This is a genomic window from Tolypothrix campylonemoides VB511288_2 (assembly GCF_045999855.1).
Taxonomy (GTDB): Bacteria; Cyanobacteriota; Cyanobacteriia; order Cyanobacteriales; family Nostocaceae; genus Scytonema; species Scytonema bouteillei_A.
In genome coordinates, this window is the sequence record NZ_JBFPMW010000013.1 from 1 (window position 1) to 24304 (window position 24304).

Genomic DNA, 24304 nt, shown 5'->3' on the forward strand with positions numbered 1-24304 from the left:
CCGCCGTAGGGGACTGGCGAACCCGAAGGGCGAACCCGAAGGGCTAATGGCTAATTTCCTGCCGTAGGCGACTGGTGTATAGCCCAGACGGGTATCGTCTGCGGCATTGGGTATCCCTAGCCCAGACACTGCGCGTATAGCCCTTACAGGCACAACCTACAGCATCGTGTAGCATACGCAAAGCACACGGTATCTCCAAAAGGAGATAGGGCTAATGGCTAATAAAAATAAACAATTAACAATTAGCCATTAGCAATTAGCTATTAGCTATTAGCAATTAACAAATAATAAACACCACATAAGAAATGACAAATATGCATATCGCGGTAGTGGGGTTAAGCCATAAAACAGCCCCTGTTGAAGTGCGGGAAAAGTTGAGTATTCCAGAACCACAAATCGAAAGCGCAACAGGTCAGTTGCTAAGTTATCCCCATATTGAAGAAGTCGCAATACTAAGCACTTGTAATCGTCTGGAAATCTATATCGTTACCCAAGAAACAGAACAGGGTATTCGTGAGGTGACTCAATTTCTCTCAGAACATAGCAAATTGCTTGTATCTTCTTTACGCCAACATTTGTTTGTCTTGCTGCATCAAGATGCTGTGATGCATTTACTGCGTGTTGCTGCTGGATTGGATAGCCTCGTTCTTGGAGAAGGTCAAATTCTAGCTCAGGTGAAAAATACTCACAAACTCGGACAGCAATATCAAAGTATTAAAACAATTTTGAATCGGTTATTCAAACAAGCTCTGACCGCAGGTAAGCGAGTGCGTAGCGAAACTAGTATCGGTACGGGCGCAGTTTCTATTAGTTCGGCTGCTGTTGAACTGGCTTATATGAAATTGGACAATTTAGCAGCTTGTCAAGTAGCAATTCTTGGGGCTGGTAAAATGTCGCGGTTGCTAGTACAGCACTTACTTTCTAAAGGAACTAACAGAATTTGTGTTTTAAATCGATCTCTCGAACGTGCTGAGGAATTGGCAAAACAGTTCCCCGAAGAATCTATTAAAACTTGTTTGCTTTCGGAAATGACAGCAGTTATTTCTGAGTGCGATTTAGTGTTTACAAGTACATCAGCAACAGAACCGATTCTTGACCGTGCTAAGTTAGAAATGGTTTTAGAACCCAATCGTTCTTTGATGCTGATTGATATCTCTGTACCTCGCAATGTCCACGCGGATGTCAATGAAATGACAAATGTACAGGCGTTTAATGTGGATGATTTAAAGGCAGTTGTGGCACAAAACCAAGAAAGTCGTCGCAGAATCGCTCAAGAAGCAGAAGGCTTGTTGGAAGAAGAGTCAGAAGCTTTTGATGTTTGGTTGCGATCGCTTGAAACAGTGACCACTATCAGTTGTTTGCGTGACAAAATAGAGACTATTCGCGAACAAGAGTTAGAAAAAGCTTTGTCGCGATTGGGTTCAGAATTTGCTGAGAAACATCAAGAGGTCATTGAGGCTTTGACGCGAGGCATTGTTAATAAAATTTTACATGACCCAATGGTACAGTTACGAGCACAACAAGATGTTGAGGCAAGGCGTCGCTGTATGCAAACTTTGCAAATGCTGTTTAATTTAGATGTAGAAGAATTGTTTAGCTGATTGCTAATAGCTAATAGCTAATAGCTAATTGTTCAACAACGATTAACTATTAGCCATTAGCCCTATCTCAGAAGCGGAGACGCTATGTGCAAGGCACAGGCTCCGTGATGCCGCAGGCTATGCCCGTAAGGGCTATACGCGATGCCGCAGGCTATGCCCGCAGGGCTATACGGGTTCGCCAGTCCCCAGGGCGTGGGAAACCTGCCTGCAGCACTGGTCTCGCCATTAGCTATTAGCCTTAGCATGGATTATGAATCGTATTTTTAAATCGGTTGTTTTTCTGTTGGGATTGTGGCTGTGTTTTGATTTAATATGCCATTTGACGGGAGAAATATTGTGGTTTGATGAGGTTAAATATTTTAGAGAATTTTGGGTGCGTTTGGCAACTCAACTCGGTTTATGGACGCTCGCTTTCTTCTCTTCAATTTGTTTTTTGCTTGGCAATTTAACTATAGCGTCTCGTCTAAAATACTCTCATGAAAAACCAGGGGTTATTGTCAGCGCTTCCTCCCGTTTCCCGTCTTATCCCCCAGATCTCAAGCCCCCTTTCTCTCCTTCCTCAACTCTCCCACTACGCTTTTTATTGCCACTAGTTATCATCTTGAGCGTGGTGGTAGGGTCGGTAGTGATTTTTTACAGTCAAAGAGTTTTAGATTTTTGGGAACCTAATATTAAATTGCCAAGTGCTCCCCTGCAATTATCACCTTGGTTAAAGCAAATAACTCAGCAATTGAATATCCAACAATTATCTGTTCCACCCGTACAGTTGGGATTGCTGCTGATTTTAACAATTGCAATTCTATGGCATAGCGAGTTTTGGTTAAGGGCTATTGCTGTATTTATCAGTTTATTATTAGGGTTTCTTTTGTCGGCAAAGTGGGACAAGGTTTTACTGTCTTTTCATCTCGTCCGTTTTAACCGCGTCGATCCCTTATTTCATCAAGATATTAGTTTTTACGTATTTTCATTTCCAATTTGGGAATTGTTAGTTTCTTGGCTTTTAGGGCTGTTGCTTTTTAGCTTAGCTGCGGTTGCTTTAACTTACCTATGTTCGGGAAATAGCCTCAGTGAAGGTCAGTTTCGCGGGTTTTCTGTGTCGCAACGACTTCACTTAAATGCTTTAAGTAGCTTGTTTATGTTGGGAATTGCTTTATATGACTGGTTGCAACGCTACAAGCTTTTGTATTCTACCCGTGGTGTCAATTATGGTGCGAGCTACACTGATGTTACAGTTCTGTTACCAATTTATACGGGATTAAGTCTTTTGGCAGTTGCGATCGCAGTTTATTTAATGATGCGAGTTGTCCTTTTGTCAAAGACAACAAAAACGCGCTTCAAACCTATTCCCTACCCAATCCATCTCATATATGCTTTAGGGCTGTATGTCCTTGTGGTGGCAATTTCTGGAGAAATCTTGCCATCAGTTATACAACGCCTGGTAGTTCAACCAAACGAGCTCATCCGGGAACGTCCTTATATCGAGCGTACTATCTCCCTGACGCGAGAAGGATTTAATTTAAACACTATAGAAGCAAGAACTTTCGATCCGCGAGGTCAACTCACGACCAAAGATTTGCAAGCAAACAACCTCACAATTCGCAATATTCGTCTTTGGGATACGCGTCCCCTTTTACAGAGTAACCGCGAGTTGCAACAAATCAGACCTTACTACAAGTTTCCCGGTGCTGATATTGACCGTTATACTCTCAAGCGAGAGGCGACAACTGAAAAGCAGCAGACGATTATAGCAGCGAGGGAACTAGACTACAATGATGTTCCCCAACAAGCACAAACTTGGATAAACAGACATCTGATTTATACTCATGGCTATGGTTTTACACTCAGCCCAGTAAACCTTGTTGGTCCGGGTGGATTACCTTATTACTACGTTAAAGACATTGGAGTTGATGAAGCTGGCGATCGAGGTTCGTTACAGATATCGAGTGAATCAGTGCGAGCTAGCCTTCCCGTAGGGGAACCGCGTATTTACTACGGTGAAATTACTGATACTTATGTGATGACTGGGACAAGAACTCAAGAGTTAGATTATCCCAGTGGCAATGATAATGCATACAACATTTATGATGGTCGTGGGGGTATTGGAATCGGTCATATGTGGCAGCGTATTCTATTTGCCGAGTATTTGAAAGATTGGCAGATGCTGCTAACGAATAACTTTACCCCCCAAACAAAGCTGTTGTTTCGCCGCAATATCAAAAAACGAGTACAAGCCATTGCTCCCTTTTTACGTTACGATAGCGACCCTTATCTAGTTGCTGCTAATGGGGGTGGAACAACGAGCAAAGGAGAAGGAACTTATCTTTACTGGATTCTGGATGGCTATACAATTAGCGATCGCTACCCTTATTCCGATCCTGGGAACAATCAATTCAATTACATTCGCAATTCTGTCAAAGTTGTTATTGATGCCTACAATGGTTCGGTTAACTTTTTTGTAGCTGACCCAACAGACCCAATAATTAACGCTTTCAAAGCCATCTTTCCTGGCTTGTTAAAACCCTTAGACGCAATGCCGATTGCTCTTCGCAATCACATCCGCTACCCTGTTGACTTGTTCAACACTCAATCAGAACAATTGCTGACTTATCACATGATCGATCCCCAGGTATTCTACAATCGAGAAGACCTGTGGCAAATTCCCAACGAGATTTACGGTAGCAAACCGCAACAGGTAGAACCTTACTATCTCATTACAGCGCTACCGCAAGCGGAATCAGAAGAATTTATCTTACTGCTACCCTTTAAACCCACACAACGCGCAAATTTAATTGCTTGGTTGGCTGCCCGTTCAGATGGAACGGAATACGGCAAGTTGCTGCTTTACGAATTTCCCAAGCAACAGTTGGTTTACGGAACCGAACAAATTGAAGCTTTGATCAATCAAGACCCCGTGATTTCCCAGCAAATTTCCCTGTGGAACCGTCAGGGCTCGAGGGTAATTCAAGGAAATTTACTGGTGATTCCTATTGAGCAATCTTTGCTTTACGTTGAGCCCCTCTATTTAGAGGCAGAACAAAACAGTTTGCCAACGTTTGTTAGGGTAATTGTCGCTTATAACAATCGAATTGTCATGGCAGAAACTTTGGAGCAAGCACTTGCTGCTATCTTTAAGCCAGATCGAGCTACAACACCTGCGATCGTGCGTCCTGTGGAGTAACGGTACGGTGGAGGACAGACAAACCAAATGGTCAAGAATTAGACTAACGCTTATGTGCCTAATGCAATCAATATATATTTTTTTTGCAAAAGTTGCTACCAAAGTAGATGAATGGCAATCTATGGAAACCGATTTGACTAATTCAGATAACAGCTTGCTTGTTCGCTTGGAGGTGTTAAAAAGTAAATTTACGCTACTACAAGAACAATCTAGCGTCACTAAAGCAAAATCTACCATACTTATAGAGCAGGCTCATACGCTTATCCTTCAGTCTAAAAATCTAGAATTTAAGTCTGATGAGATTGACACAAAATTGATGAAAATTAGATATTTATTTAACAAGCCGTAGTCTGAATTTGTTCTGCCACTTTTTCTGTCATAATTTCCTTGATTAAGTGGTCAGCGATCGCGTCTAGAGGAAGAACCCAATCAACTTTGCCAGTATCAATAGCAGATTTGGGCATACTGAAACACTCGCAGGTTACCTCATCCTGAGCGATGACTAGACCGCCATATTTTTTTATAGCTACCACGCCTAAAGTGCCATCGCTGTCTTTGCCTGTGAGAACGACTGCGATCGCACGACTTTTAAAACTAGCTGCAACTGAGATAAACAGTTTATCAGCTGCAGGGCGGACAAAGTGTACCTTTGGCCCATATGCAAAAGACAGCGTAGCGTCTGGCTTAACTATCAAATGTTTGTCAGGAACACAAGTATAGACTGTTCCTGGGCGTAAAAGTTCCCCCTCCTCTGCCTGCTTTACACGCAAAGACGTGCGGTTAGCCAGGATTTGTGCCATATAGCTGGGGAACTTGGAAGACAAATGCTGTACCACGACAATTGCTGCCGGAAAATCAGCTGGCAATGCTGACAAAATTTTGCCGATCGCTTTTAGCCCGCCTCTGGAAGCCGCTATTGCGACTATGTTATATGCAACATTGGGAAAATGGGAGATCGCCTTATGATTTTCTTTGAAAATAGGGCATTGGGCATTGGGCATAAAAAAAATTATTTTTCCGCTTGGCTGCGAGATTTTTTTGTAAACAGCTGTGTTAGCTAATTCCGCAAGATACCAACTGCTAGCCTGAAGGAGATGAAATGCTTGTGTTGACTTGTTTACAGATAACCTAATTATATTGTAAATAAGTTTTGTACGCTTGCGTACAAAACTTATTTACAATGCTTTTTTCTTTCGCCAGACGACATGGACTGACGCAATGAGCTATTTGATTGATATACCACTGGCTTAAAGAGGTTTCTGATGTCCGTGTCTCAAAACTCTCACAATCCTGTAAATCGGCTGCTCGGTGCCATTCCACCCGAGGAATACCAACGTCTTTTGCCTCACTTAAAACCTGTCTTCCTAGAATACAAACAAATCCTCTACCAACCAAACGAACCCATCGAGCACGTTTATTTCCCCAATAACGGCGTTATTTCCCTGCTGACTGTTATGGAAAATGGTGAAGCAGTGGAAGTGGCTACGGTGGGTAATGAAGGCATGATCGGTTTACCCGTATTCCTAGAAGCCAATACAATTCCCGGTCAGGCGTTTAGTCAGATTCCAGGTGAAGCTCTGCAGATGAGAGCAGATGTTTTCAAACGCGAAGTGACTTCAGCTAGCCCCCTTTTCAAGCTGCTGCAATCCTATACGCAAGCATTGTTTAATCTAATTGCCCAATCGGCTGCTTGCAATCGTTTGCACTCCATTGAAGAACGATTTTGCCGATGGATGCTAATGACTCAAGACCGAGTTGGGTCAAACGAGTTTCCCCTCACCCACGAGTTTTTAGGGCAAATGCTGGGTGTGCGTCGTGCAAGCGTGAGCGTAGTTGCTGCTACGATTCAGAAGGCGGGGTTCATTAGCTACAGGCGTGGCAAAATGAGCATTCTTGACAGAGAAGGTCTAGAAGATATCACTTGCGAGTGTTATGGGATTGTCAAAGCTGAGTTCGATCGCTTGCTGGGAGGCAATTAAGCATATTAGTTTAACCGCGATCTGTAACCAGTGAAGCATCCCCTACTCCCCAGTCCTTATTTTCAAGCTTGTTGTTCTAAATAACTCACGTCTGAACTATTGGCGAGCGCTGGCAGTTGCACGGTAAACGTTGCTCCCTGACCCAATCCAGGACTTTCTACTTGAATAGTACCACCATGTAGTTCCACTAGCTGGCGGACGATCGCCAGACCTAGCCCCAATCCATTGTGCGCCCCAGTAGTCGTATCCTCGGCTTGGCGGAAGCGATCGAACACGTAGGGCAAAAAGTCAGGGCTGATACCAATCCCAGTATCGCTCACCTTAATTTGGACTTGGGAATTGGCAGTTGTTAACCAAACTTTAACTTCTCCACCAGCAGGCGTGAACTTAATAGCGTTGGAGAGCAAATTCCAAACGATTTGCTTTAAGCGGTCGGGGTCGCCCCACACCAAACCAACTTTGGGATCGAGATAGGATGAAACTTGAATCTTTTTAGCGTCGGCAGTGGGATGCACTGTATCAATAGCTGCTTCGATCGCTTGTACAAGGTGGGTTGGATGGGCTTGCAAGCGAACCTGACCCCGAATGATGGATGAAACATCTAACAAATCTTCAATTATTTGTTTCTGAGCTTTGGCGTTGCGCTCAATAATTTCTAGTGCTTTATTAGTTTGAACTGAGTCCGAGTTACCAGAACGCAGTATTTTCGACCAACCAAGGATAGCATTCAAGGGCGATCGCAACTCGTGGGAAACAATTGCCAAAAACTCGTCCTTTGTACGGTTTGCTGCTTCGGCTTCAGCACGTGCAATTTGCTCGCGAAGCAACTGTGCGCGATCTTCTTCTGCGCGTTTGGCTAGAGTAATGTCGCGTTGCACTGAAACCCAGTGAGTGTAACACCCTGTTTCATCCATGAGCGGTACCAGGCTCATCTCTATCCAATATTCCGAGCCGTCCTTGCGATAGTTAATTAGTTCGACAACCACAGGCTCAAATTTCTCTAAAGCTGTCCGAAGTGTATTCAGCACGGCGCGGTCAGTCTTTGGACCTTGCATAAAGCGTGGGGATTTACCAAGCACTTCTTGAGGATGGTAGCCACTTATGCGAGTAAAGGCTTCGTTAACATACACAATACGCGGACCTGGCTCGTCAACAGGCTCAATTTCTGTAATGAGAATAGCTTCATTGATATTTGTAACTACCGACTCCAGCAACCGCAACCGCTCCAGAACCTGTTTGCGTTCGGTGATATCGCGTAGCAGCCAGCGCAAGGCGACTAATTCACCTTTCTCATTGCGGATAGCGCTTACCGTCATAGAAGCGTCAAAAGGTGCCTTTGTACCCTCTCGCTCGCGTGGCACCAAGCGCACTTCCCAGTCTTGCACCCAGTTCACCTGGCACATCTGATATAGTTTAATACGAAAATTTTTCCGCTCTTCACGGGTGACGAAGTTAACTAGTGGTTTGCCCACCAAAAACTGAGGAGCGATGTTAAGCAAATTGGCAGCAACGTTGTTGGCTTCCTGGATCTTTCCGCGTGCATCAGTAACAAGGTAGCCGTCAGGAGCAAACTCGAATAAATCCCGGTAGCGCTGCCGCTCTGCTTCTACTGTCTGACGAGCAGTTGCTAACGCTTCATTTTGCGCTCGCAGCTCCTCCTCAGCCACCTTTAATTCCTCAAAGGCGGTGTTAAGTTCCTCAAGCGCTACACGCAGCCACACTTGAGCCGACAGCGATGTACCACTAGTATCATTCTGTAAGGCACTCACGCGCTCGTACAAAATCTTTAGTTGCTGGAAAAATTTCTCCTCGTTCACGCCTAATCTCTTCCATTCGTGACGCTCAATTGCTAGATAAAGCAATTTTAGAATAACTTCTTCATCAACAGGTTAAGGCTTATTTGAGCCTGCTTCAATCTCACGAATGAAAGAGATTTAAACTATTTGTTTTGTCACCAGCAACTTTTGTAGATAGTTAGCGATCGCGCTCATAGGGAAGAATGAAATCAATTTTCCCAGTATCAGTAGCCAATTTGGTCGTACTGTAACATTCGTAACTATCCTTATCCTGCCAATTCCAACCACTAACTACGGTACGGGCGTAAGGCGTTACGCTTCTACCAACCACCAACTAAATGTTTATAATAAAATTCGTTTTCTTGCTTGATAATCCAATAAAGCGCCTTGAGTTACTACAGTTCTTCCATTTCTTCTACTAGTAGGAATTTCTCCTTTTTGCAACGCAATGTAAAGAGTAGACTGTTCTACTTGTAAGTATTTTGCTGCTTGTACAAGTGAAATGCCTGTCTTAATCATAATCTAACCTCATGATTCATATTAGCGATCGATAATTTATGGCGAAATGTAAAGAACTGCTTAAGAAAACTAAATATTCTTAGTCATTTGTAACAGAATTAACTTAACTAAAAAATTCTCAAGACAAGCTCTGTGCTGCGTCAAAGGAGAACAGCACCTTTATTTTGATGAATATCTAATTAGATTTGCGTCTAACAGCAGTATAACAGAAGATGAACAGTGAGCAGTTTCAAATTCTGCTGCGCTTTTTGAAGGCGTTAGCAGATGAAAGCCGACTCAAAATTTTGGGTATCCTCGCGAATCAGGAGTGTAGCGTTGAAGAATTGGCAGTTCTTCTGCAACTGAAAGAGCCAACAGTGTCGCATCATCTTGCAAAACTGAAAGAGCTAAACCTAGTGACAATGCGTCCGGAGGGAAATACTCATTTGTATCAGTTGAACAACCAATCCCTGGAAAAGATTGGCAAGGAGATTGCTAAGCCGGAGACAATAGCCTCTTTGGTTGAAGATGTGGATACCGAAGCATGGGAAAGCAAAGTTCTTGGTACATATATAGAAGGCGATCGCCTCAAAGAAATTCCCACAAGTCGTAAAAAACGCTTAGTTATTTTGAAGTGGTTGGCAAGCAAATTTGAGGTAGGAGTAAATTACTCAGAAAACACTATGAATGAAATTCTTCAGCAGTACCATCCTGACTGCGCGACTTTACGCAGGGAATTAGTTGGTCACCAGTTAATGCAAAGAGAGAATGAAGTTTACCGACGTTTTGTAGAGGAATAATAAGGGAATAATCCATCTGTAAGTTGACGTTTCTCTTCCCCCTCTCCCAACGGGACCTGCGGTGGTGTACACAAGTCTTCTAAGATGCATTAAAAGCGGTTTCGATCCCCCCTAACCCCCCTTAAAAAAGGGGGGAACTTCATTCCAATTCTCCCTTTTGACGATGTTTCATCTCTTTTTTAAAGATTTGTACACCACCGTAGCCCAACGGGAGAGGGGCTGTGTCGTTGCTGACGGGTCATAGGTCATTGGCTAGCGATCGCAGTAACCAATTTGGTCTTGATTCTCGATCCATCCAGTTTCCCCATTGGGAAACTTGTATCTTTCTGCCATTGGGGTTTTGTAAAGGTCAATTTCTACCCAGAGCAAATCTCTATTGCGATAAGAACTAACACTACCATCTCGTCTCAATCTCACCATGACAACTTGTCCGCTTCTAACCGTTGCAATTGGTGTGTAGTTTTTATCGGGTTCTGGATAAACCTCATATTGTACGTTTTCTATTCCTCGGATTCTTCTGCAAGCTGTAGTCCTAGGCGGCTTTCCATTACCAGAGTCGTTAGATGAATCGCAAAAATCCAGTACTTTGGTTTGGATATATCCATATTTTTCTGAGTCTGGTTCAAAGACTGCAATCAGTTGAAGCCCTTTTCGAGGGGATTCTTGTAGCAAGACCCGACCGCCTTTATCAACAGTACCAATTTGCTGTGATGTCGTTGTGCGTTGTGTAAACAGAGGAGTATCTGTTGTTGTAGAACGACATCCAAATTCAGGAGGTGAATCTATTTGTTTGGGGCGAGCTTCTGCTACGGTGAATGAAGTGGAACTCCAAAGGATGGAAACAATGAGAACAATTTTTGAAGCGTTATGAGCAATCATAGCCGGTGAATTTGGTAGTCCCCTCGAAAACTTTTGGATAATTCTAGTTAAATCTTATTGCAAGAGCAATATCAATAAATAACATTTTGAAATTTTGAAGATGCTGGGCGAATAGAAGTCTGTTCGCCCAGAACTCCCAATATCATTTCACAAAATACCCGATACAAATGATGAGTCTCTCATTGTTTCCCCATCGCTTCATCTCCCTACTGCCTATTTGTATCAACCTTAAAGTGAAATGATATAACACGCTTGAAGATAAAAAAAATCACCCTCGAAGGTACTCTTTTCTATCTGTGTTGCTTGTAGGGAACTCTGAAGTCTGTTTTATAAGTCTTAAAAAATCTCCCTCACATAAAAAACTTTCTACTTATGCCCGCTATCATTCAGTACCCTACTCAACGACCCACTTTACAGTTTGGTGCTTTCGGTCAAATTGTCAAAGAAATGCAGAAAGCTTTGAACCAAAGACTCGTTCAATTAGACACTGTATCAGCTTGTCCCATGTCAGTTCCCACAACAGGCTACTTTGACCGACAAACTCAAAATGCTGTGAAGTATTTGCAATGCCTTGCTTTTTTAACCGTGGATGGAATTGTCGGAGAAGAAACTTGGAATTATCTGTACAAAGGGTCTGATAGTCTACCAAAACTTAGCATTGGCAGTCACGGATCTGTTGTGCAAGCCCTTCAAGAAGCACTCAAAGCTGGTGGCTATTATTCTGGAACTGTCGATGGTGTTTTTGAAGCAAAGACTGAGAATGCAGTTCGGGCATTTCAAGCAGAGCATTACTTGGTTAGTAATGGCATAATTGAATCACGAACTTGGCGCATGTTGAGCAAGCTAGAAGTTCATGCTTGTCGCTGTAATATTAATGCATTTAGCGGTTAGTGTCGCAAATCTTGTAGGTTGTTTTTTACGAACTCAACCTACAAAATTTCAGTTTAAGAGCTACTGTGGTGTACAGATCTTTATAAAAGAGATGAAACATTGTGAAAAGGGAGAATTGAAATGAAGTTCCCCCCTTTTTTAAGGGGGGTTAGGGGGGATCGAAACCGCAATGAATGCACTACATAACACTTGTGTACACCACCGCAGCGATGAATTGGGAGGAATAAAGCCCCCATGCGCGATCGGGCGGTTCGGGAATCTTCAAGGATTAAATATTGTTAACTGAACCGTATTGGTTCAAGAGCTAACGATCCATCACATTGATTGGAAACGAGACAGACAATTCAGATCTACTCAGCAAAATGACCCCTTTTCATTCGCGATTTTGTATCCTACAAGAAGTTGGGTACAGCGATTCAAATGCAAAATCGGTTAATCCAAAATTTCTTTCAAGCCGATTTTCCGAGGTAAGCTTCTAAAACTTTTGAATTGTTTTGAATTTCTTGTGGTGTTCCATCAGCCAAATTTTTTCCTTCTGCAAGCACCCAAACGCGATCGCACAAGGACATGATGACGTCCATATTATGCTCAATAATTAGAAATGTCATCCCTGCTTTGTTCCAAGAAGCAATGCGATCGCAAATGTCATCAATCAATCTGGGATTCACGCCAGCTGCTGGTTCGTCAAGCAAAATTAACTTGGGATTAGTCATCAGTGCTCTTCCCATTTCTAGCAGCTTGCGTTGTCCGCCGGATAAACCCCCTGCGTAGTCCTGTGCTTTATGTGCCAAACCTACAGATTCTAACAAGAACATGGCTCGTTCTTTTAGTTCTTTTTGTTCTTGAGCGATTTTGTGTTGTTGGAATTGCACTTGCCAAAAGTTTTCGCCCGTTTGTTTTTGCGCTGCTAGCAGCATATTTTCCAGCACTGACAGACGCGACAGCGTTCTGGCTACCTGAAAAGTTCGTACCATACCAGCACTGGCAATTTGATATGGCTGCAAGTGCTGAATGGGTTCTCCATCAAAAATCACCCGTCCTTTATCTGGGCGGATAAAGTTTGAGAGTAAGTTAAATAAGGTTGTTTTGCCAGCACCGTTAGGACCAATTAAGCCAGTGATACCACCACCGGCTGCATGAATTTCAGCATTATCAACTGCTCGAATACCGCCAAAGCTTTTACAAAGCCCGGTGGCTGATAGTAATTGAATTTGGGATGGCTCTTTATTTACCAAGGGTAAGTTCCTCCTTTTTCCCTAAGATACCTTGAGGACGCCAAATCATCAGTAGCATCAGAAGGAGACCAATAATCATGATACGAAGCGCACTCAATCGATCTGAATCTAGGGGAATGATTCGATCTAAATTACGAGTTCCTTCATAGTAAATAAAGTAAATGACTGCGCCAAGGATTGTCCCGAGATTGCTGCCAGAACCGCCAAGAATGACCATAATCCAAGCGTTAAAAGTTTCTTGCGGTTCAAAATTATTGGGATAAATTGCAGCAAGTTGCCATGCAATAAAAGCACCAGAAATCCCTGCGATCGCACCTCCTAACATGAGGGATTGTACTTTATACCAGAAAACGTTTTTTCCCAGTGCTTTGGGAATTTCTTCATCTTCGCGGATAGCTTTAAGAATGCGACCCCAAGGAGACCGCACCAAAATTTCCAACCGCCAGAATACAAAAGCTAAAACTATAAGTGATAGCAGCATTAAACCTGCTTTTGGATCGTAATCATACAATTTAATAACACCAGAAATATAAATGACTGCTATTAACAGTACCAAGAAAATTCCTACGATGAGACGAGAGATAAATTCTTGTTTTTTAACTGTTACTCTATTGGAATCGGCGTGTGTGACCTGAGAAGCGCGAATCCATCGCCATAACTGCCATAAAGAGATAGCAGCAAGCAGGGTTAACAGTGCAATCATCAAAAGTCTGATCAATAAATTGGGTGCAAAAGTTGCTAGCGGGATGGGATAACTTTGTACACCAAAAGCACCAGATCTCCATTGGTCGCCCACAGGTAAATCCTGGTTATTGACTACCAATCGAATCAGCTCGCCAACACCGATAGTGACAATTGCTAAATAATCTTCCCGCAAGCGCAAAGTCGAAAAACCGATGATGAGTCCCAACATCGCAGCAATAACAGATCCAATTATCGCTGAGAGGATAATGGGGATACCCTTAAGGGTTAACAGTATAGTGGTGTAAGCGCCTAATGTCATAAAGGCGACATGACCAAAATTAATTAAGCCTGTAAAACCCCACTGTAAGTTCAGCCCCAAACTGAACAAAGCAAAAATTGACGAAGAAATTGTGAGAAAAACTAGGTATTCTGCCATAGGAACTTAGGTGTTCGTTGTTAGTTGTTGGTGGTTGGTGGTGTAGGACAGGTGTCTTCCCTATCATCGTAAGTGGTTGGAAGTTACTCACTTTGTCGCTGGCTGGTTGTTGCTCGTAACAAAGTAACCATTATTACTGGCTAACCATTAACCACTAACCATTGACCATTAACCAAATGTGTTAAGCATTGCCATTGTTATGGGAACACTATAATGGACTGTGGTTGGGGTAAAACATATGAATTTGTTGCGAATTAGGATACATCATTTAATTGAGCAGTTGGCGGATGAGGATTTGGAGAGTTTTTGGAGTTTGGTACACGCAAGGCATTGTGACTTTTATATGCTAAAAGCCATACAAGAAGTTAAGCGATCTCAGCAGCCTTGGGATACTCTAACCCATGAAGAAGCGTTGCGACTGTTGATTTTTTCATAAATGACGGTAATGAGTGGGTAATGATTTGTGAGAATAGAAGTCCGCTATGCAAGGTCTTTTTTAAAAGATCTTAAGAGTTTAGAACCTGCAGCATACCAGCGGGTTTATGATTTTGTTTTTATTGAATTTGCTAATAAAGGGCTGCTGCACTGTTTGCCAGAGATGCGCCAGATTGACAGCGAGGGGATTTTTTACCGTTTTACTGTAGATGATTATTTGATAGGATTAGAGGTTAAAGGGGAAATTGTCAAGTTCCTTAGGGTCATACCCATGCCAGATGTTTAAGCTATAGAGTTGGGCAAACACTTAAAACTGTATAAGAGAGACCGAGGAACGAGAGCACCTTGGCTTAAACTTGTTTTTGAAAATCACTTTACTTGAGATCTCCCTATGGACGCTACGGCACTTTGGCAGCGATACCAGCAATGGTTGTATTTCCATGAAGGATTGGGCTTGTACTTAGATGTTAGCCGGATGCGCTTTGACGATGCCTTTGTCGAGAAGTTACAGCCGAAGTTTGAAAAAGCTTTTGCGGATATGGCGGAACTTGAGAAGGGTGCGATCGCCAATCCAGATGAAAACCGGATGGTTGGGCATTATTGGCTGAGAAATCCGGATTTAGCGCCTTATCCAGAGCTAACCCAAGAAATTGTCGATACAATTGAGCAAATCAAGGATTTTGCTGATAAAATTCATACAGGTGGAATTCATCCCCCAAAAGCTCCCCGCTTCACCGATATTATCTCCATTGGTATAGGTGGTTCTGCCTTGGGTCCTGAATTCGTTGCTGAAGCCTTGGCCCCAGACTTCCCACCACTGGCAATTCACTTTATCGATAATACCGATCCAGCAGGAATTGACCGCATCTTAACTCAAGTGAGAAATCGCTTGGCTAGTACTTTAGTACTAGTAATTTCTAAGTCTGGGGGAACTCCAGAACCCCGCAATGGCATGCTCGAAGTCAAGAAAGCTTACGCCGGACAAAATTTGGACTTTACCCAGTATGCGATCGCCATCACCATGCCAGGGAGTAAGCTAGACGAACAAGCAAAATCTGAAAACTGGCTGGCTAGATTCCCCATGTTTGACTGGGTAGGAGGAAGAACTTCCGAGATGTCAGCGGTAGGGCTTGTACCAGCAGCATTGCAAGGAATTGATATTCAAGCAATGCTAGAGGGGGCAAAAGAGATGGATGATGCCACCCGAGTACCCGATTTGAAAAAGAACCCAGCTGCATTGTTAGCGTTGTCTTGGTACGCTGTAGGCAATGGACGCGGAGAAAAAGACATGGTTGTCCTACCTTATAAGGACAGCTTGCTTTTATTCAGTCGCTACTTGCAACAGCTAGTGATGGAATCCTTGGGTAAGGAAAAGGACTTGGAAGGAAATGTCGTCCACCAAGGAATAGCCGTTTACGGTAACAAAGGTTCCACCGACCAACACGCTTACGTTCAGCAGTTGCGTGACGGTGTACCAAACTTTTTTGTGACTTTTATTGAAGTTTTGGAAGACCGCAAAGGTTCATCTCCAGAATTAGAACCCGGAATCACAGCAGGCGATTACTTATCCGGTTTTCTCCAAGGAACCCGCCAAGCGCTGTATGAAAACCAGAGAGATTCAATTACAGTCACCATTCCCCAAGTCAACTCCCGTACAGTGGGTGCATTGATCGCCTTATACGATCGCGCTATTGGTTATTATGCCAGCTTAGTTGGCATCAACGCCTACCATCAACCAGGGGTAGAAGCCGGGAAAAAAGCAGCCGCTACAATTCTTGAATTGCAAAAACGAGTTGTGGAAGTCCTGCAAAATGAAACAGCAGCCCTTTCTGTAGAAGAAATAGCTGCTAAAGCAGGTGCATCCGACCAAGTGGAAGCCATTTACAAGATTTTGCGACATTTACATACAAATCAGCGTGGTGTAGTGCTAGAAGGTAACCTCGGACAACCCAGCAGTTTAAAAGTTTCTCTCGCCTGAGTTGGTCTACATTCCCGACTTCTTCAAGAAGTCGGGGAGATAGTCATACCGATATTGGAAGCTTCACATATCACATCTTGTGCCTTTTTTGTTGTAAAAGTAACATTTTTTTAATGTAGAGCATTTAAGATTGAACGTAAACCTTTAATCTTAAATGCTTTTTTAGGATATTCAAATGAGTAAATACCGGGGGATAGAAATCCGCAAGTTAGAATCCAGCAAAGGCGGAATGTTGCACTTTTTTACAGCACAAGCCAGTGATGAAACTATGCTGGTACAGATTCCACCCAATACAATAGATGATTTATTTGTTCATAAAACACATACCGACCAACTATTAGTTGTTAAAGGTAAGTTTGTCATTGTAACTATGCTTGACAAGCAGTATCAGTATATTCCTTTAAGTGAAGACCATCCTGTCATGGTCGTTATTCCACCAGGTGTTCTACATGGAGCCATAAATTTGAGTTCGGAACCCGTTGTTTTGGTGAATGCGTTATTGCGTCACAAACCACCTATTGAACGAGATTATATTCCACAAAAGCGACCTTTTTCTTACGATTTAGAAGCAGCAAAAGCAGCGTTGAGAAACTTGGAAAAGAGAGAACAAGCAAGTAGTTTGGCGTAAGAAAATCTCACCCCCAATCCTTTTTCCTCACAGGGAGAGAGGGCTGTTTGCGCTTGTAAAGCGGGTGAGGACAAAAACCATCCTTATAGTTCAATACGGTTCAGATAAGACTCGATCCCCCTGGGGGAGCATCCCGTTTTGACAAAATGCCCTCAGAATAGAATTCTGGACGGCAGGCGCTTCAACGGGGGGAACCCTCCGAAGTTTGCTATTGGGGGAAACCCCCAAGCCGCAACTTCTCTCCGCAACGCGCTGCCTCGGCTATACAAACTAAGTCCGCCTGCGCGGACTTAATAAAAAGTCCACGTAGGTGGTGAGTCCAGCTCTGATAGCGCAGCGTGGCACTTTCGTGCCATAGGCGGGTTTCCCTGGCGACTGGCGAACAAGGGAGGGCGAACCCGAAGGGACGAGCGTTTGTATAGACGTGATTACGAACATCGCAAAGCGTATTGTTTCCAAATTGGGATGCTCCCTCTCCCTGGGGCGTGTTTTCACGCCTATCTGTTCAGCCTCCTAATTTTCTAGATCCCTCTAAATCCCCCGATGAATTGGCGGACTTTTAAGTATCTTAGCCCCCCTTTTTAAGGGGGGTTGGGGGGATCTTCAAGGATTTAGATATTGTTAACTGAACCTTATAGTTTGATTTTTAGTAGATTTGTACAGCTTTTCAAGTAGTATTAAAATACTATTGTTTAATGAATTTACCATATATGAGTGAAACAACATCACAACAACCTGTACGTCGTCGGGGACGAATATTTCCTGAAATTACCATACCATTAGAAGAAGTTACTAAACGTAAAGCAGAAGATGAAATATTTTATCAACGGTGTTGGTCAATTTTTGAGCGAGTCCGTTCCGAGCTTATTGAGCAATATTCTGGCTGGTACATAGCTGTTGAGCCAGATAGCGGTGATTATTTCATTGATGAAGACAAAGAAACTGCTACCAAGAAAGCTTGTCAGAAGCATCCAAACTCTATCCATTTTATGTTCCGCCTCAATGAAACTGGAGCTACAGGCAGAATATGATTCAAGGTATGTTTGGCGAACAAGGACAGCTATTTTTTGAAATTGAATTGCTGAATACAGATTGTTTGAACTTGCCTGTGGATGCTATGTTAGATACTGGTTTCACAGGCTTTCTAGCAATGAACAAACAAGATCTGGAGAGCTTTGATTGGGATTTTATACGTAAAGAAAAAATGCAAACCGCACAGGGAGAATCAAGGTTTGATATTTACGCAGGCAAAGTACTTTTAGATGGACAAGCATATGAAGTTCCTGTTTGTGCAGGTGAAGAACTGACGGAAGTTTTGTTGGGTTCAGAGTGGCTCAAGATTCTACCCTTAACTGCTAATTATCAAGCAGAAATACTGACGTTGGGATAAAGAAGGGAATGCATCTACTTGTTAGCTTGTAGCAAGAGAATTTTTTTAACTCTGCGATCGCAGGAATGAACCACAGTAGATACAGAGGCAAAATTTATGTTTCTACAAAGCTTGAAATTCCGCCTCGTTGTAGACATCTGCTAAGGAAATCTGAAACGGAATTGAGGTAAAATTTATACTCTCATCTTCTTCGTTATATTCACAAAGCGACCCGCTATAGGAATGATTAGACCGTCAATATACTCACTCTTTTACTCGGCAATTTCTTCTCGTTGTAAATATTCTTCAGGCGAGTCATATCGCTGTTCTTGGTAGGTTTGCATAGCTTTTAAAGACTTTATCTTTCACACAATACCGCCGTTAGCTCGAATATGCTGTCCCGTTATCCAGCGTGCATCCTCTGAAATTAGCATAGCTACTACATCAGCAATATCAGCAGGCTGTCCAAGCCGCCCAAGAGGTGTTTGTGCAATCAACTGCTCGACCTGTGCTTGCTCCAAGACCAAACCGTCGGTGCCTGTGACTCCCGGAGATACAGTATTTACCGTAATTCCACGTACACCCAGTTCTTTTGCTAATCCTGCACTAAATTGCTCGATCGCTGCTTTACTACCTGCATAGGCACCTCCTGTTGGAATAGCCATCGCTGTGCCACTAGTAGAAATACTGATAATCCGACCTCCATCTGCCATATGCTTTGCTGCTTCTTGCAGAGCAAAGTAAACGCCTCTGGTGATATCGAACATACTATTATATTCTTCTTCAGTCATCTCAGCAGTGGGTTGGAAAATATTTTTTCCGGCAGCATTGTTTACCAGTATGTCTAACTTACCGAAACGATCTAGTGTTTTCCGAAAGAGGCTGCGAACGTCTTCAATTTCTCTGACGTTGAGTTGTACAGCAATTGCCTCTGAACCACTTGCTTCAATCGCTGAGACAACTTCCTCCGCCTTATTCTGATATCCGGCGTAGGTGACGACTACTTTTGCTCCATCTCGTCCTAAACGTTCAGCAATTGCTCTTCCAATCCCGCGTGATGAACCGGTGACAATAGCGACTTTTCCTTGCAAAGATGACATAGAATTTGCTGTCCAATAGCAGATGGTGGTTAAACAAATTCCAAGATAAACGTATACTGTTTTTTTTGGAAGTACTTACTTTTTTGTAAGTACCTATGAGTCCTTAAGGAGGCACAGATGTCAGAACAGACGGAAGGTACCGTGTTTGTGCAAACCACGCTCAAAGTTTTGGGCGGTAAGTGGAAGATTTTGATTTTGTGGCACTTGAAAGATCGAGCAAGACGCTTCAGTGAACTCAAGCGATTAATACCTGAAATCACAGAGAAAATGCTAATACAACAACTTCGCGAACTGGAAAAAGATGCGATTGTGAATCGGAACATTTATTCGGATGTGCCTCCTAAAGTTGAGTATTCGTTTACTGATTACGGTAGAAGTCTCGAACCTGTTTTAAGCGCACTCTGCAAATGGGGTGAGGAACATTTCAAACGGCTTAATCGGTAGTTACTGTATCAGTATAGTAAAATGCAAAAAAAACAAAGGGACTAACCAATGAATATTTCTCTAACTTCCGAACGGGAGAAATTTATAAAAACTCAAATTTAAAAAGGTAAATATACCAAGGTTTCTGAGGGGATTAGTGCTGCTTTTAAACTGTTAGAAGACAATGTTCGACAGCAAGAAGAATTGCAAGACGGTGCTTTCACTAGTTGGTGGAGGATGAAACGCTTTAATTTCACCAACTTGGGCGATCGCACAAGGCATATCAAGAGGAACACCAAAGATGAGTCATAGATTAAGAAATCCATTGACAGCCATTTTCAAGTCAATGAACTACATTTTTTTTTGCGTTAAAATAGTCTGTAAAGGTTGTAATAAAATTCCCAATATTTTATCAACTTCTTTAATATAGTATTCCACCAAGTCTATATAAACCGTCTTTCTTTCTATAAATAAAAATCTCCAATTAGTTCCGGTAGTAACAGACCCATAAATACGTTCAATCTCCTTTCCTTGACCTTGATTGAATAATTGGGCTGCAATCATCGCCGCCACGCATTGACCGAGACCACCATTAATATCTTCTTTTTTCGCCTCAAAAATAAACATTACAGGAGTAGAAATAAATAATTGCTCTTGCGAACCACTGATAATATAATCGCAAAAGCCTTGTAATCCTTTGCTTGCATCAACATTAAATTCATTCCCAGAAAATAGTGATATTTGATTTTTTAATAACTTTCTTACCTCCGCTAGAATTGGTGCTATCAAAAACTCCGAGCGAGCTTTTTCAGTGGCAATTGAAGTTGCCAAAGGTATGTAATCGCTCAAGAGAGTTCTTAGCATTTCTGATGGAGGAACTGGTTTTATATCGGCAAATAAATTACCAGTTTCATCGAATGTTAAGTCAAAGCTTTCTTTGACCTTAGCAAGATTAAAATCACTGTATGCCATCTTTCTACCTCGCGATTACTCTTGCCGTGCATACATTAATATCCCACATTCCGAGAGAATTTATTTCTTGGAAATCCCTAAATTAGTATCTCAGCAGACTAGGAAACGCTATAAACTATTGGTAAGTCTCGCAGGAAGTAAAAGCGATCGCTTTTCCAATCACTGCCTTTTATTCGCCCTAAATACCCTGTTAGTGGTGAGGAAAGCTCCAGTAAAATTTCGTGCATTTCTTCACGAGTTATGCTTTGAGGTGGATTGGAGTAACCATAAGCTCCAAACAGAGTTGCAACCTCAACATTGTTATCGCCCGTGTTTTCTTGGTGTTTTTTGACAAGTTGTACGAGATGAGAGCGCAATTTAATTGTTTTATATACTAGTTGAATATATTTTTCAATTTCATCATCAGCAGAGCCCGGTTTCAGATGTTCTTTAAGCTTAAATAAATCTACTGAACCGGGATAATTACTGTGCAACTTTACTAATTGCTCTAAAGTTTTTGGATTAATAATTGCCATACCATGTATTATTGCTGCATCTTTTAATTGAGTCGTGGGTTCTCCAGGACCGATGATTAATTTAGCTGATTGCTTAAATAGTTCTGGACTTTTTAAACGTAGGGTTCCTAAATTGAGTAATTGTACTGCCGTAGGATTGGGGATTTTTTTACCTGCTTTACACTCTCCAACAAGAGGATAGGGTTTTGAACAAAAAACATCTACACCCCCAGCGCCACCTTTGTGAAAATAATCAACTGTAAATCCCAAGAATTCCAGGCTTTTACGGACTATGTTTTCAAAGTCTGTTCCTGCTTGATAATTACTTCTGCCTTCATCGTGCTCTTTGCTGCGATCGCCCAGTGCTGCAATATCGTTTATCCAATTCAAGTTCGTATTTAATATTCGACTAGGCGGTTCACTCGTCCAACCCAATATTTGCTTAATATCATAATTTAGCTGTTGAACCTCTGGATTTTTGTCTAAAATCTCCTCACATTGAAACTGGAAAATTTCAAGACTTGTATATTCATAATCTTTCCCTACTACCAATAAAGCTTTACGCTTATTAAAACTTGTCTTGTAAAGTACTGGAGTATTACTTTCACATACAGTAGTTATTGAGTCTTCAGGTTTAGGCCAGAAGAAAGCACCAGGATCTGTTGGAGAGTTAATAATACAAGGAGTTGATAAGCGATAAACTCGTAATATCAACATTTTTATAACCTGGTATTGGTCAAACATAAGTTCCAAAGCATTCAAGTTCCAAACTGTTGCTCGTGCAATTTTAGATAAAAAATGCTTTTGTTCAGAATTGATCCGCCAGTGCTGTTCACAACGCGCCCAAGCTTGAATATGAAATGGATGCGTTTTATATTTAGCAAATACACTTTTAGCCCTATTTAGATACTCAGGCTGATAGTATTCCTCCAAGCTTAGATTCAAAGGAAGATTTTGACTAGGATATAGCCAAAATGCTCTGCCTTCCTTTTGAAATTGGACAAAAGGTACTACAATTAATTTACCCAAGCTCAGCATTTCTACATCAAAAGCTGGCAGTTGAATTCCATTAATAATCGGGCTACTCATCTTACACTGGCGCACTTAGAATTTGACAAATTAGTGGATTATCAGCAACTAGCCTTAACTCTTTCACAATGTTAATAACTTCATTTTTATCAAAGCAGTAGTTTTCAGCTTGTTCATAAATTGTTTGTATTGCTACAAGAGGCTTAATCTCATTCCTTTTTAAAACAACTACTTCACCGCCTTGCTGATTAACAAGTTGATCTTTTAATTGGTTTCCAACTTTCCAATTACGAGGAATGTCGGTAGAACGCACCAAACAGCCACGAGTTATTCCATGTTTACTATAATCTAGTAGTCTTCTAATAACCGCGTTAAATGTGTTACCAGTAGTAGTTTCACAAACTCTCACTCCTATCTTGACATTACGTTGATGAAGACAATCGTAGCCACAAACTGTTAAATGCAGCTCGTGTAATGAATTATTATTTATTAGAACTTCAGTAACGACGACATTTTCCGTACCTCCATTAGGAATCATTCTCATAGCACAGGCAATAATTGTTGCTAATTTGTCATCATCTTTTATAGGAATATAAATTCGGTTCAGTAAATCATTGTAGGTATCCAAAAATTCTGTTTTTTTCCTATTTATTGGATTTGGTGGTCGTCTCCCCTCTATTTGTTCAAATTGCTCGGCACACCATTTCATTAAGGAACGCACACCAGCAGCTTCATTCGCTATCTTTTTAATTTGGTCTTCTTGAAAAGGGTGTAAATCGGGATAGTCGTGAGCATTAAGATTATTTTTCTTGTAAAACCAATCCAGTCTTAGTTTGACCAGTTCTACGATTTGTTCAGCAGCAGGTGGCTTAGCAGTAACTAACCATTGACCCACTCGGTCTGGAATACCACTTCCCATCTGCTCAATTTCACGCCATGTATCGCTGATAACACAGCAAATGAGAATTACATTACTACATAAAAAGTAAATTTGATCGATACACTTAGCAACAGTTTCTGCTGGACTATCTCCACAATCACTATCAGTTCCAGCACAATCTAATTGATCGAAGCAAATCACTACGGGAAATGATGCAATTTCAGAGATTCGGCATATTTGCTGAATCATCCAGATAGATTTTTCCTCTTTTTCTTCAGATGGAAATTCGGGTAAACATACTTTCTTAATTTCTGGGTTATCTTCACCTTTAATCCAAGCTAAGGCAATTTGAGCATCTTTTTTGTTTTTTAATACTAAAAATAGTATCGCTCTCAAAAAATGGAAATCAATGTTAGGTTTTTTCTCTAATATTGCTTCAGTTAACTCATCAAAAAATTCTAGTAATTTATCTTTTTGTAAATTTTCCTCAATGTACTTTTTTAAGTCGTTAGGAGTATTGCATCTTTCAATATATGGATGGTATCGTTCCTCAAATTCTGTATCTTTTAAAGTACTGATTGCAGCAGCAGCAAGCTTCTGCCACTGGGTTACTCCATTTATATCCTGATTACTGAAGCTACTTGCTAGATAAAAACGTACATGAGAGTTAATGCGCTTGGGATTAGAAAAGGGACCTATATAGGCAAATACGCATTCACCTTTTTGTTCAATATGCTTCCATATGCGATGGATTACATGACTTTTCCCTGTTCCTCTATCACCCTTAATAGAAATTCCAATTTTGTTAGAATACTTTTGCTGAACTTCATATATGGCATCATATATTTTTGCATCAATATGTTGATTTAAGCTGGGTAGATTAGTCAGAACCTCACCCCAAACCTCTTTGTCAGCTACGACTGTTTCTAGTTTAAAAGGATTTGGGCATTGTTTACGCGCTTGTGCAAACAATGCAAATGCATCTGTACTCGACATTACTTTTTTCGTTTACCTTAATT

The 24304-nt window shown here is 41.7% G+C and carries 24 protein-coding genes; 13 read left to right on the forward strand and 11 right to left on the reverse strand.

What is annotated here, in order from left to right:
- Nucleotides 1-314: 314 nt before the first annotated feature.
- The 3 genes from AB0756_RS30260 (at nucleotide 315) to AB0756_RS30270 (ending at nucleotide 5128) form a co-directional block, all read left to right on the forward strand.
- Nucleotides 315-1601, forward strand: coding sequence for a glutamyl-tRNA reductase (locus tag AB0756_RS30260; protein ID WP_167844879.1), 1287 nt, complete (start codon nucleotides 315-317; stop codon nucleotides 1599-1601).
- A gap of 250 nt (nucleotides 1602-1851) precedes the next feature.
- The gene (locus AB0756_RS30265) at nucleotides 1852-4779 is read left to right on the forward strand and encodes a UPF0182 family protein (RefSeq protein ID WP_038083194.1); all 2928 of its coding nucleotides are present in this window, start codon (nucleotides 1852-1854) and stop codon (nucleotides 4777-4779) included.
- Between the two features lie 61 nt (nucleotides 4780-4840).
- Nucleotides 4841-5128, forward strand: coding sequence for a hypothetical protein (locus AB0756_RS30270; RefSeq protein WP_050046767.1), 288 nt, complete (start codon nucleotides 4841-4843; stop codon nucleotides 5126-5128).
- Here AB0756_RS30270 and AB0756_RS30275 read toward each other — a convergent pair.
- The gene (locus tag AB0756_RS30275; protein WP_050046768.1) at nucleotides 5115-5780 is read right to left on the reverse strand and encodes a chemotaxis protein CheB; all 666 of its coding nucleotides are present in this window, start codon (nucleotides 5778-5780) and stop codon (nucleotides 5115-5117) included. The genes AB0756_RS30270 and AB0756_RS30275 overlap by 14 nt on opposite strands.
- A gap of 261 nt (nucleotides 5781-6041) precedes the next feature.
- Here AB0756_RS30275 and AB0756_RS30280 point away from each other — a divergent pair, with 261 nt between their 5' ends.
- Nucleotides 6042-6758: a Crp/Fnr family transcriptional regulator gene (locus tag AB0756_RS30280; RefSeq protein WP_038083189.1), complete on the forward strand. Its 717-nt coding sequence runs from the start codon at nucleotides 6042-6044 to the stop codon at nucleotides 6756-6758.
- Between the two features lie 62 nt (nucleotides 6759-6820).
- Here the strand turns inward: AB0756_RS30280 and AB0756_RS30285 are convergent, their stop codons facing one another.
- The 3 genes from AB0756_RS30285 to AB0756_RS30295 form a co-directional block, all read right to left on the reverse strand.
- Nucleotides 6821-8575: a PAS domain-containing sensor histidine kinase gene (locus AB0756_RS30285; RefSeq protein ID WP_050046769.1), complete on the reverse strand. Its 1755-nt coding sequence runs from the start codon at nucleotides 8573-8575 to the stop codon at nucleotides 6821-6823.
- Between the two features lie 157 nt (nucleotides 8576-8732).
- A complete protein-coding gene (locus AB0756_RS30290; RefSeq protein WP_153021446.1) occupies nucleotides 8733-8885 on the reverse strand; it encodes a hypothetical protein in 153 nt (50 codons plus the stop codon).
- An 11-nt stretch (nucleotides 8886-8896) separates the two neighbouring features.
- The gene (locus AB0756_RS30295; RefSeq protein ID WP_072040832.1) at nucleotides 8897-9073 is read right to left on the reverse strand and encodes a helix-turn-helix domain-containing protein; all 177 of its coding nucleotides are present in this window, start codon (nucleotides 9071-9073) and stop codon (nucleotides 8897-8899) included.
- A 212-nt stretch (nucleotides 9074-9285) separates the two neighbouring features.
- Here AB0756_RS30295 and AB0756_RS30300 point away from each other — a divergent pair, with 212 nt between their 5' ends.
- A complete protein-coding gene (locus tag AB0756_RS30300) occupies nucleotides 9286-9852 on the forward strand; it encodes a DUF2087 domain-containing protein (RefSeq protein ID WP_038083186.1) in 567 nt (188 codons plus the stop codon).
- A gap of 252 nt (nucleotides 9853-10104) precedes the next feature.
- Here AB0756_RS30300 and AB0756_RS30305 read toward each other — a convergent pair whose 3' ends face one another.
- On the reverse strand, nucleotides 10105-10731 hold the full coding sequence (locus AB0756_RS30305) for a hypothetical protein (protein WP_038083184.1): 627 nt from the start codon (nucleotides 10729-10731) through the stop codon (nucleotides 10105-10107).
- Between the two features lie 372 nt (nucleotides 10732-11103).
- Between AB0756_RS30305 and AB0756_RS30310 the strand changes: the two genes are divergently transcribed.
- Entirely contained in the window at nucleotides 11104-11622 is a 519-nt protein-coding gene (locus AB0756_RS30310) for a peptidoglycan-binding domain-containing protein (RefSeq protein ID WP_050046770.1), read from the forward strand.
- Between the two features lie 449 nt (nucleotides 11623-12071).
- Here the strand turns inward: AB0756_RS30310 and AB0756_RS30315 are convergent, their stop codons facing one another.
- Nucleotides 12072-12857 carry an ABC transporter ATP-binding protein gene (locus AB0756_RS30315; RefSeq protein WP_038083182.1) on the reverse strand — a complete coding sequence of 262 codons (786 nt, stop codon included), beginning with the start codon at nucleotides 12855-12857 and terminating at the stop codon, nucleotides 12072-12074.
- Entirely contained in the window at nucleotides 12847-13977 is a 1131-nt protein-coding gene (locus AB0756_RS30320; RefSeq protein ID WP_038083180.1) for a branched-chain amino acid ABC transporter permease, read from the reverse strand. The genes AB0756_RS30315 and AB0756_RS30320 overlap by 11 nt, the downstream gene beginning before the upstream one ends.
- A 238-nt stretch (nucleotides 13978-14215) precedes the next feature.
- Between AB0756_RS30320 and AB0756_RS30325 the strand changes: the two genes are divergently transcribed.
- From AB0756_RS30325 to AB0756_RS30350, 6 genes are all read left to right on the forward strand, one after another.
- On the forward strand, nucleotides 14216-14413 hold the full coding sequence (locus tag AB0756_RS30325) for a hypothetical protein (RefSeq protein ID WP_038083178.1): 198 nt from the start codon (nucleotides 14216-14218) through the stop codon (nucleotides 14411-14413).
- A 33-nt stretch (nucleotides 14414-14446) separates the two neighbouring features.
- Nucleotides 14447-14698, forward strand: coding sequence for a cytotoxic translational repressor of toxin-antitoxin stability system (locus AB0756_RS30330; protein ID WP_038083201.1), 252 nt, complete (start codon nucleotides 14447-14449; stop codon nucleotides 14696-14698).
- Between the two features lie 105 nt (nucleotides 14699-14803).
- Nucleotides 14804-16390, forward strand: a complete 1587-nt coding sequence (locus AB0756_RS30335) for a glucose-6-phosphate isomerase (protein WP_038083175.1) — start codon at nucleotides 14804-14806, stop codon at nucleotides 16388-16390.
- A gap of 175 nt (nucleotides 16391-16565) precedes the next feature.
- Entirely contained in the window at nucleotides 16566-17018 is a 453-nt protein-coding gene (locus tag AB0756_RS30340; RefSeq protein ID WP_038083173.1) for a cupin domain-containing protein, read from the forward strand.
- 710 nt (nucleotides 17019-17728) lie between these two features.
- A complete protein-coding gene (locus AB0756_RS30345) occupies nucleotides 17729-18049 on the forward strand; it encodes a hypothetical protein (RefSeq protein ID WP_038083199.1) in 321 nt (106 codons plus the stop codon).
- On the forward strand, nucleotides 18046-18408 hold the full coding sequence (locus AB0756_RS30350) for an aspartyl protease (protein ID WP_038083171.1): 363 nt from the start codon (nucleotides 18046-18048) through the stop codon (nucleotides 18406-18408). Before AB0756_RS30345 ends, AB0756_RS30350 begins: the two co-directional genes overlap by 4 nt.
- 344 nt (nucleotides 18409-18752) lie before the next feature.
- Here the strand turns inward: AB0756_RS30350 and AB0756_RS30355 are convergent, their stop codons facing one another.
- The gene (locus tag AB0756_RS30355) at nucleotides 18753-19487 is read right to left on the reverse strand and encodes an SDR family oxidoreductase (RefSeq protein WP_038083169.1); all 735 of its coding nucleotides are present in this window, start codon (nucleotides 19485-19487) and stop codon (nucleotides 18753-18755) included.
- A 117-nt stretch (nucleotides 19488-19604) separates the two neighbouring features.
- On the opposite strand from AB0756_RS30355, the gene AB0756_RS30360 reads away from it, so the two are divergent.
- Nucleotides 19605-19931: a winged helix-turn-helix transcriptional regulator gene (locus AB0756_RS30360; protein WP_038083167.1), complete on the forward strand. Its 327-nt coding sequence runs from the start codon at nucleotides 19605-19607 to the stop codon at nucleotides 19929-19931.
- A 330-nt stretch (nucleotides 19932-20261) separates the two neighbouring features.
- Here AB0756_RS30360 and AB0756_RS30365 read toward each other — a convergent pair whose 3' ends face one another.
- The 3 genes from AB0756_RS30365 to AB0756_RS30375 all read right to left on the reverse strand — a co-directional run bounded on the left by AB0756_RS30365 (nucleotide 20262) and on the right by AB0756_RS30375 (nucleotide 24281).
- The gene (locus AB0756_RS30365; RefSeq protein WP_038083165.1) at nucleotides 20262-20882 is read right to left on the reverse strand and encodes a hypothetical protein; all 621 of its coding nucleotides are present in this window, start codon (nucleotides 20880-20882) and stop codon (nucleotides 20262-20264) included.
- A gap of 98 nt (nucleotides 20883-20980) precedes the next feature.
- Entirely contained in the window at nucleotides 20981-22465 is a 1485-nt protein-coding gene (locus AB0756_RS30370; RefSeq protein WP_050046771.1) for a DUF1802 family protein, read from the reverse strand.
- A gap of 1 nt (nucleotide 22466) precedes the next feature.
- Nucleotides 22467-24281: a P-loop NTPase fold protein gene (locus AB0756_RS30375; RefSeq protein WP_038090269.1), complete on the reverse strand. Its 1815-nt coding sequence runs from the start codon at nucleotides 24279-24281 to the stop codon at nucleotides 22467-22469.
- Nucleotides 24282-24304: the final 23 nt, after the last annotated feature.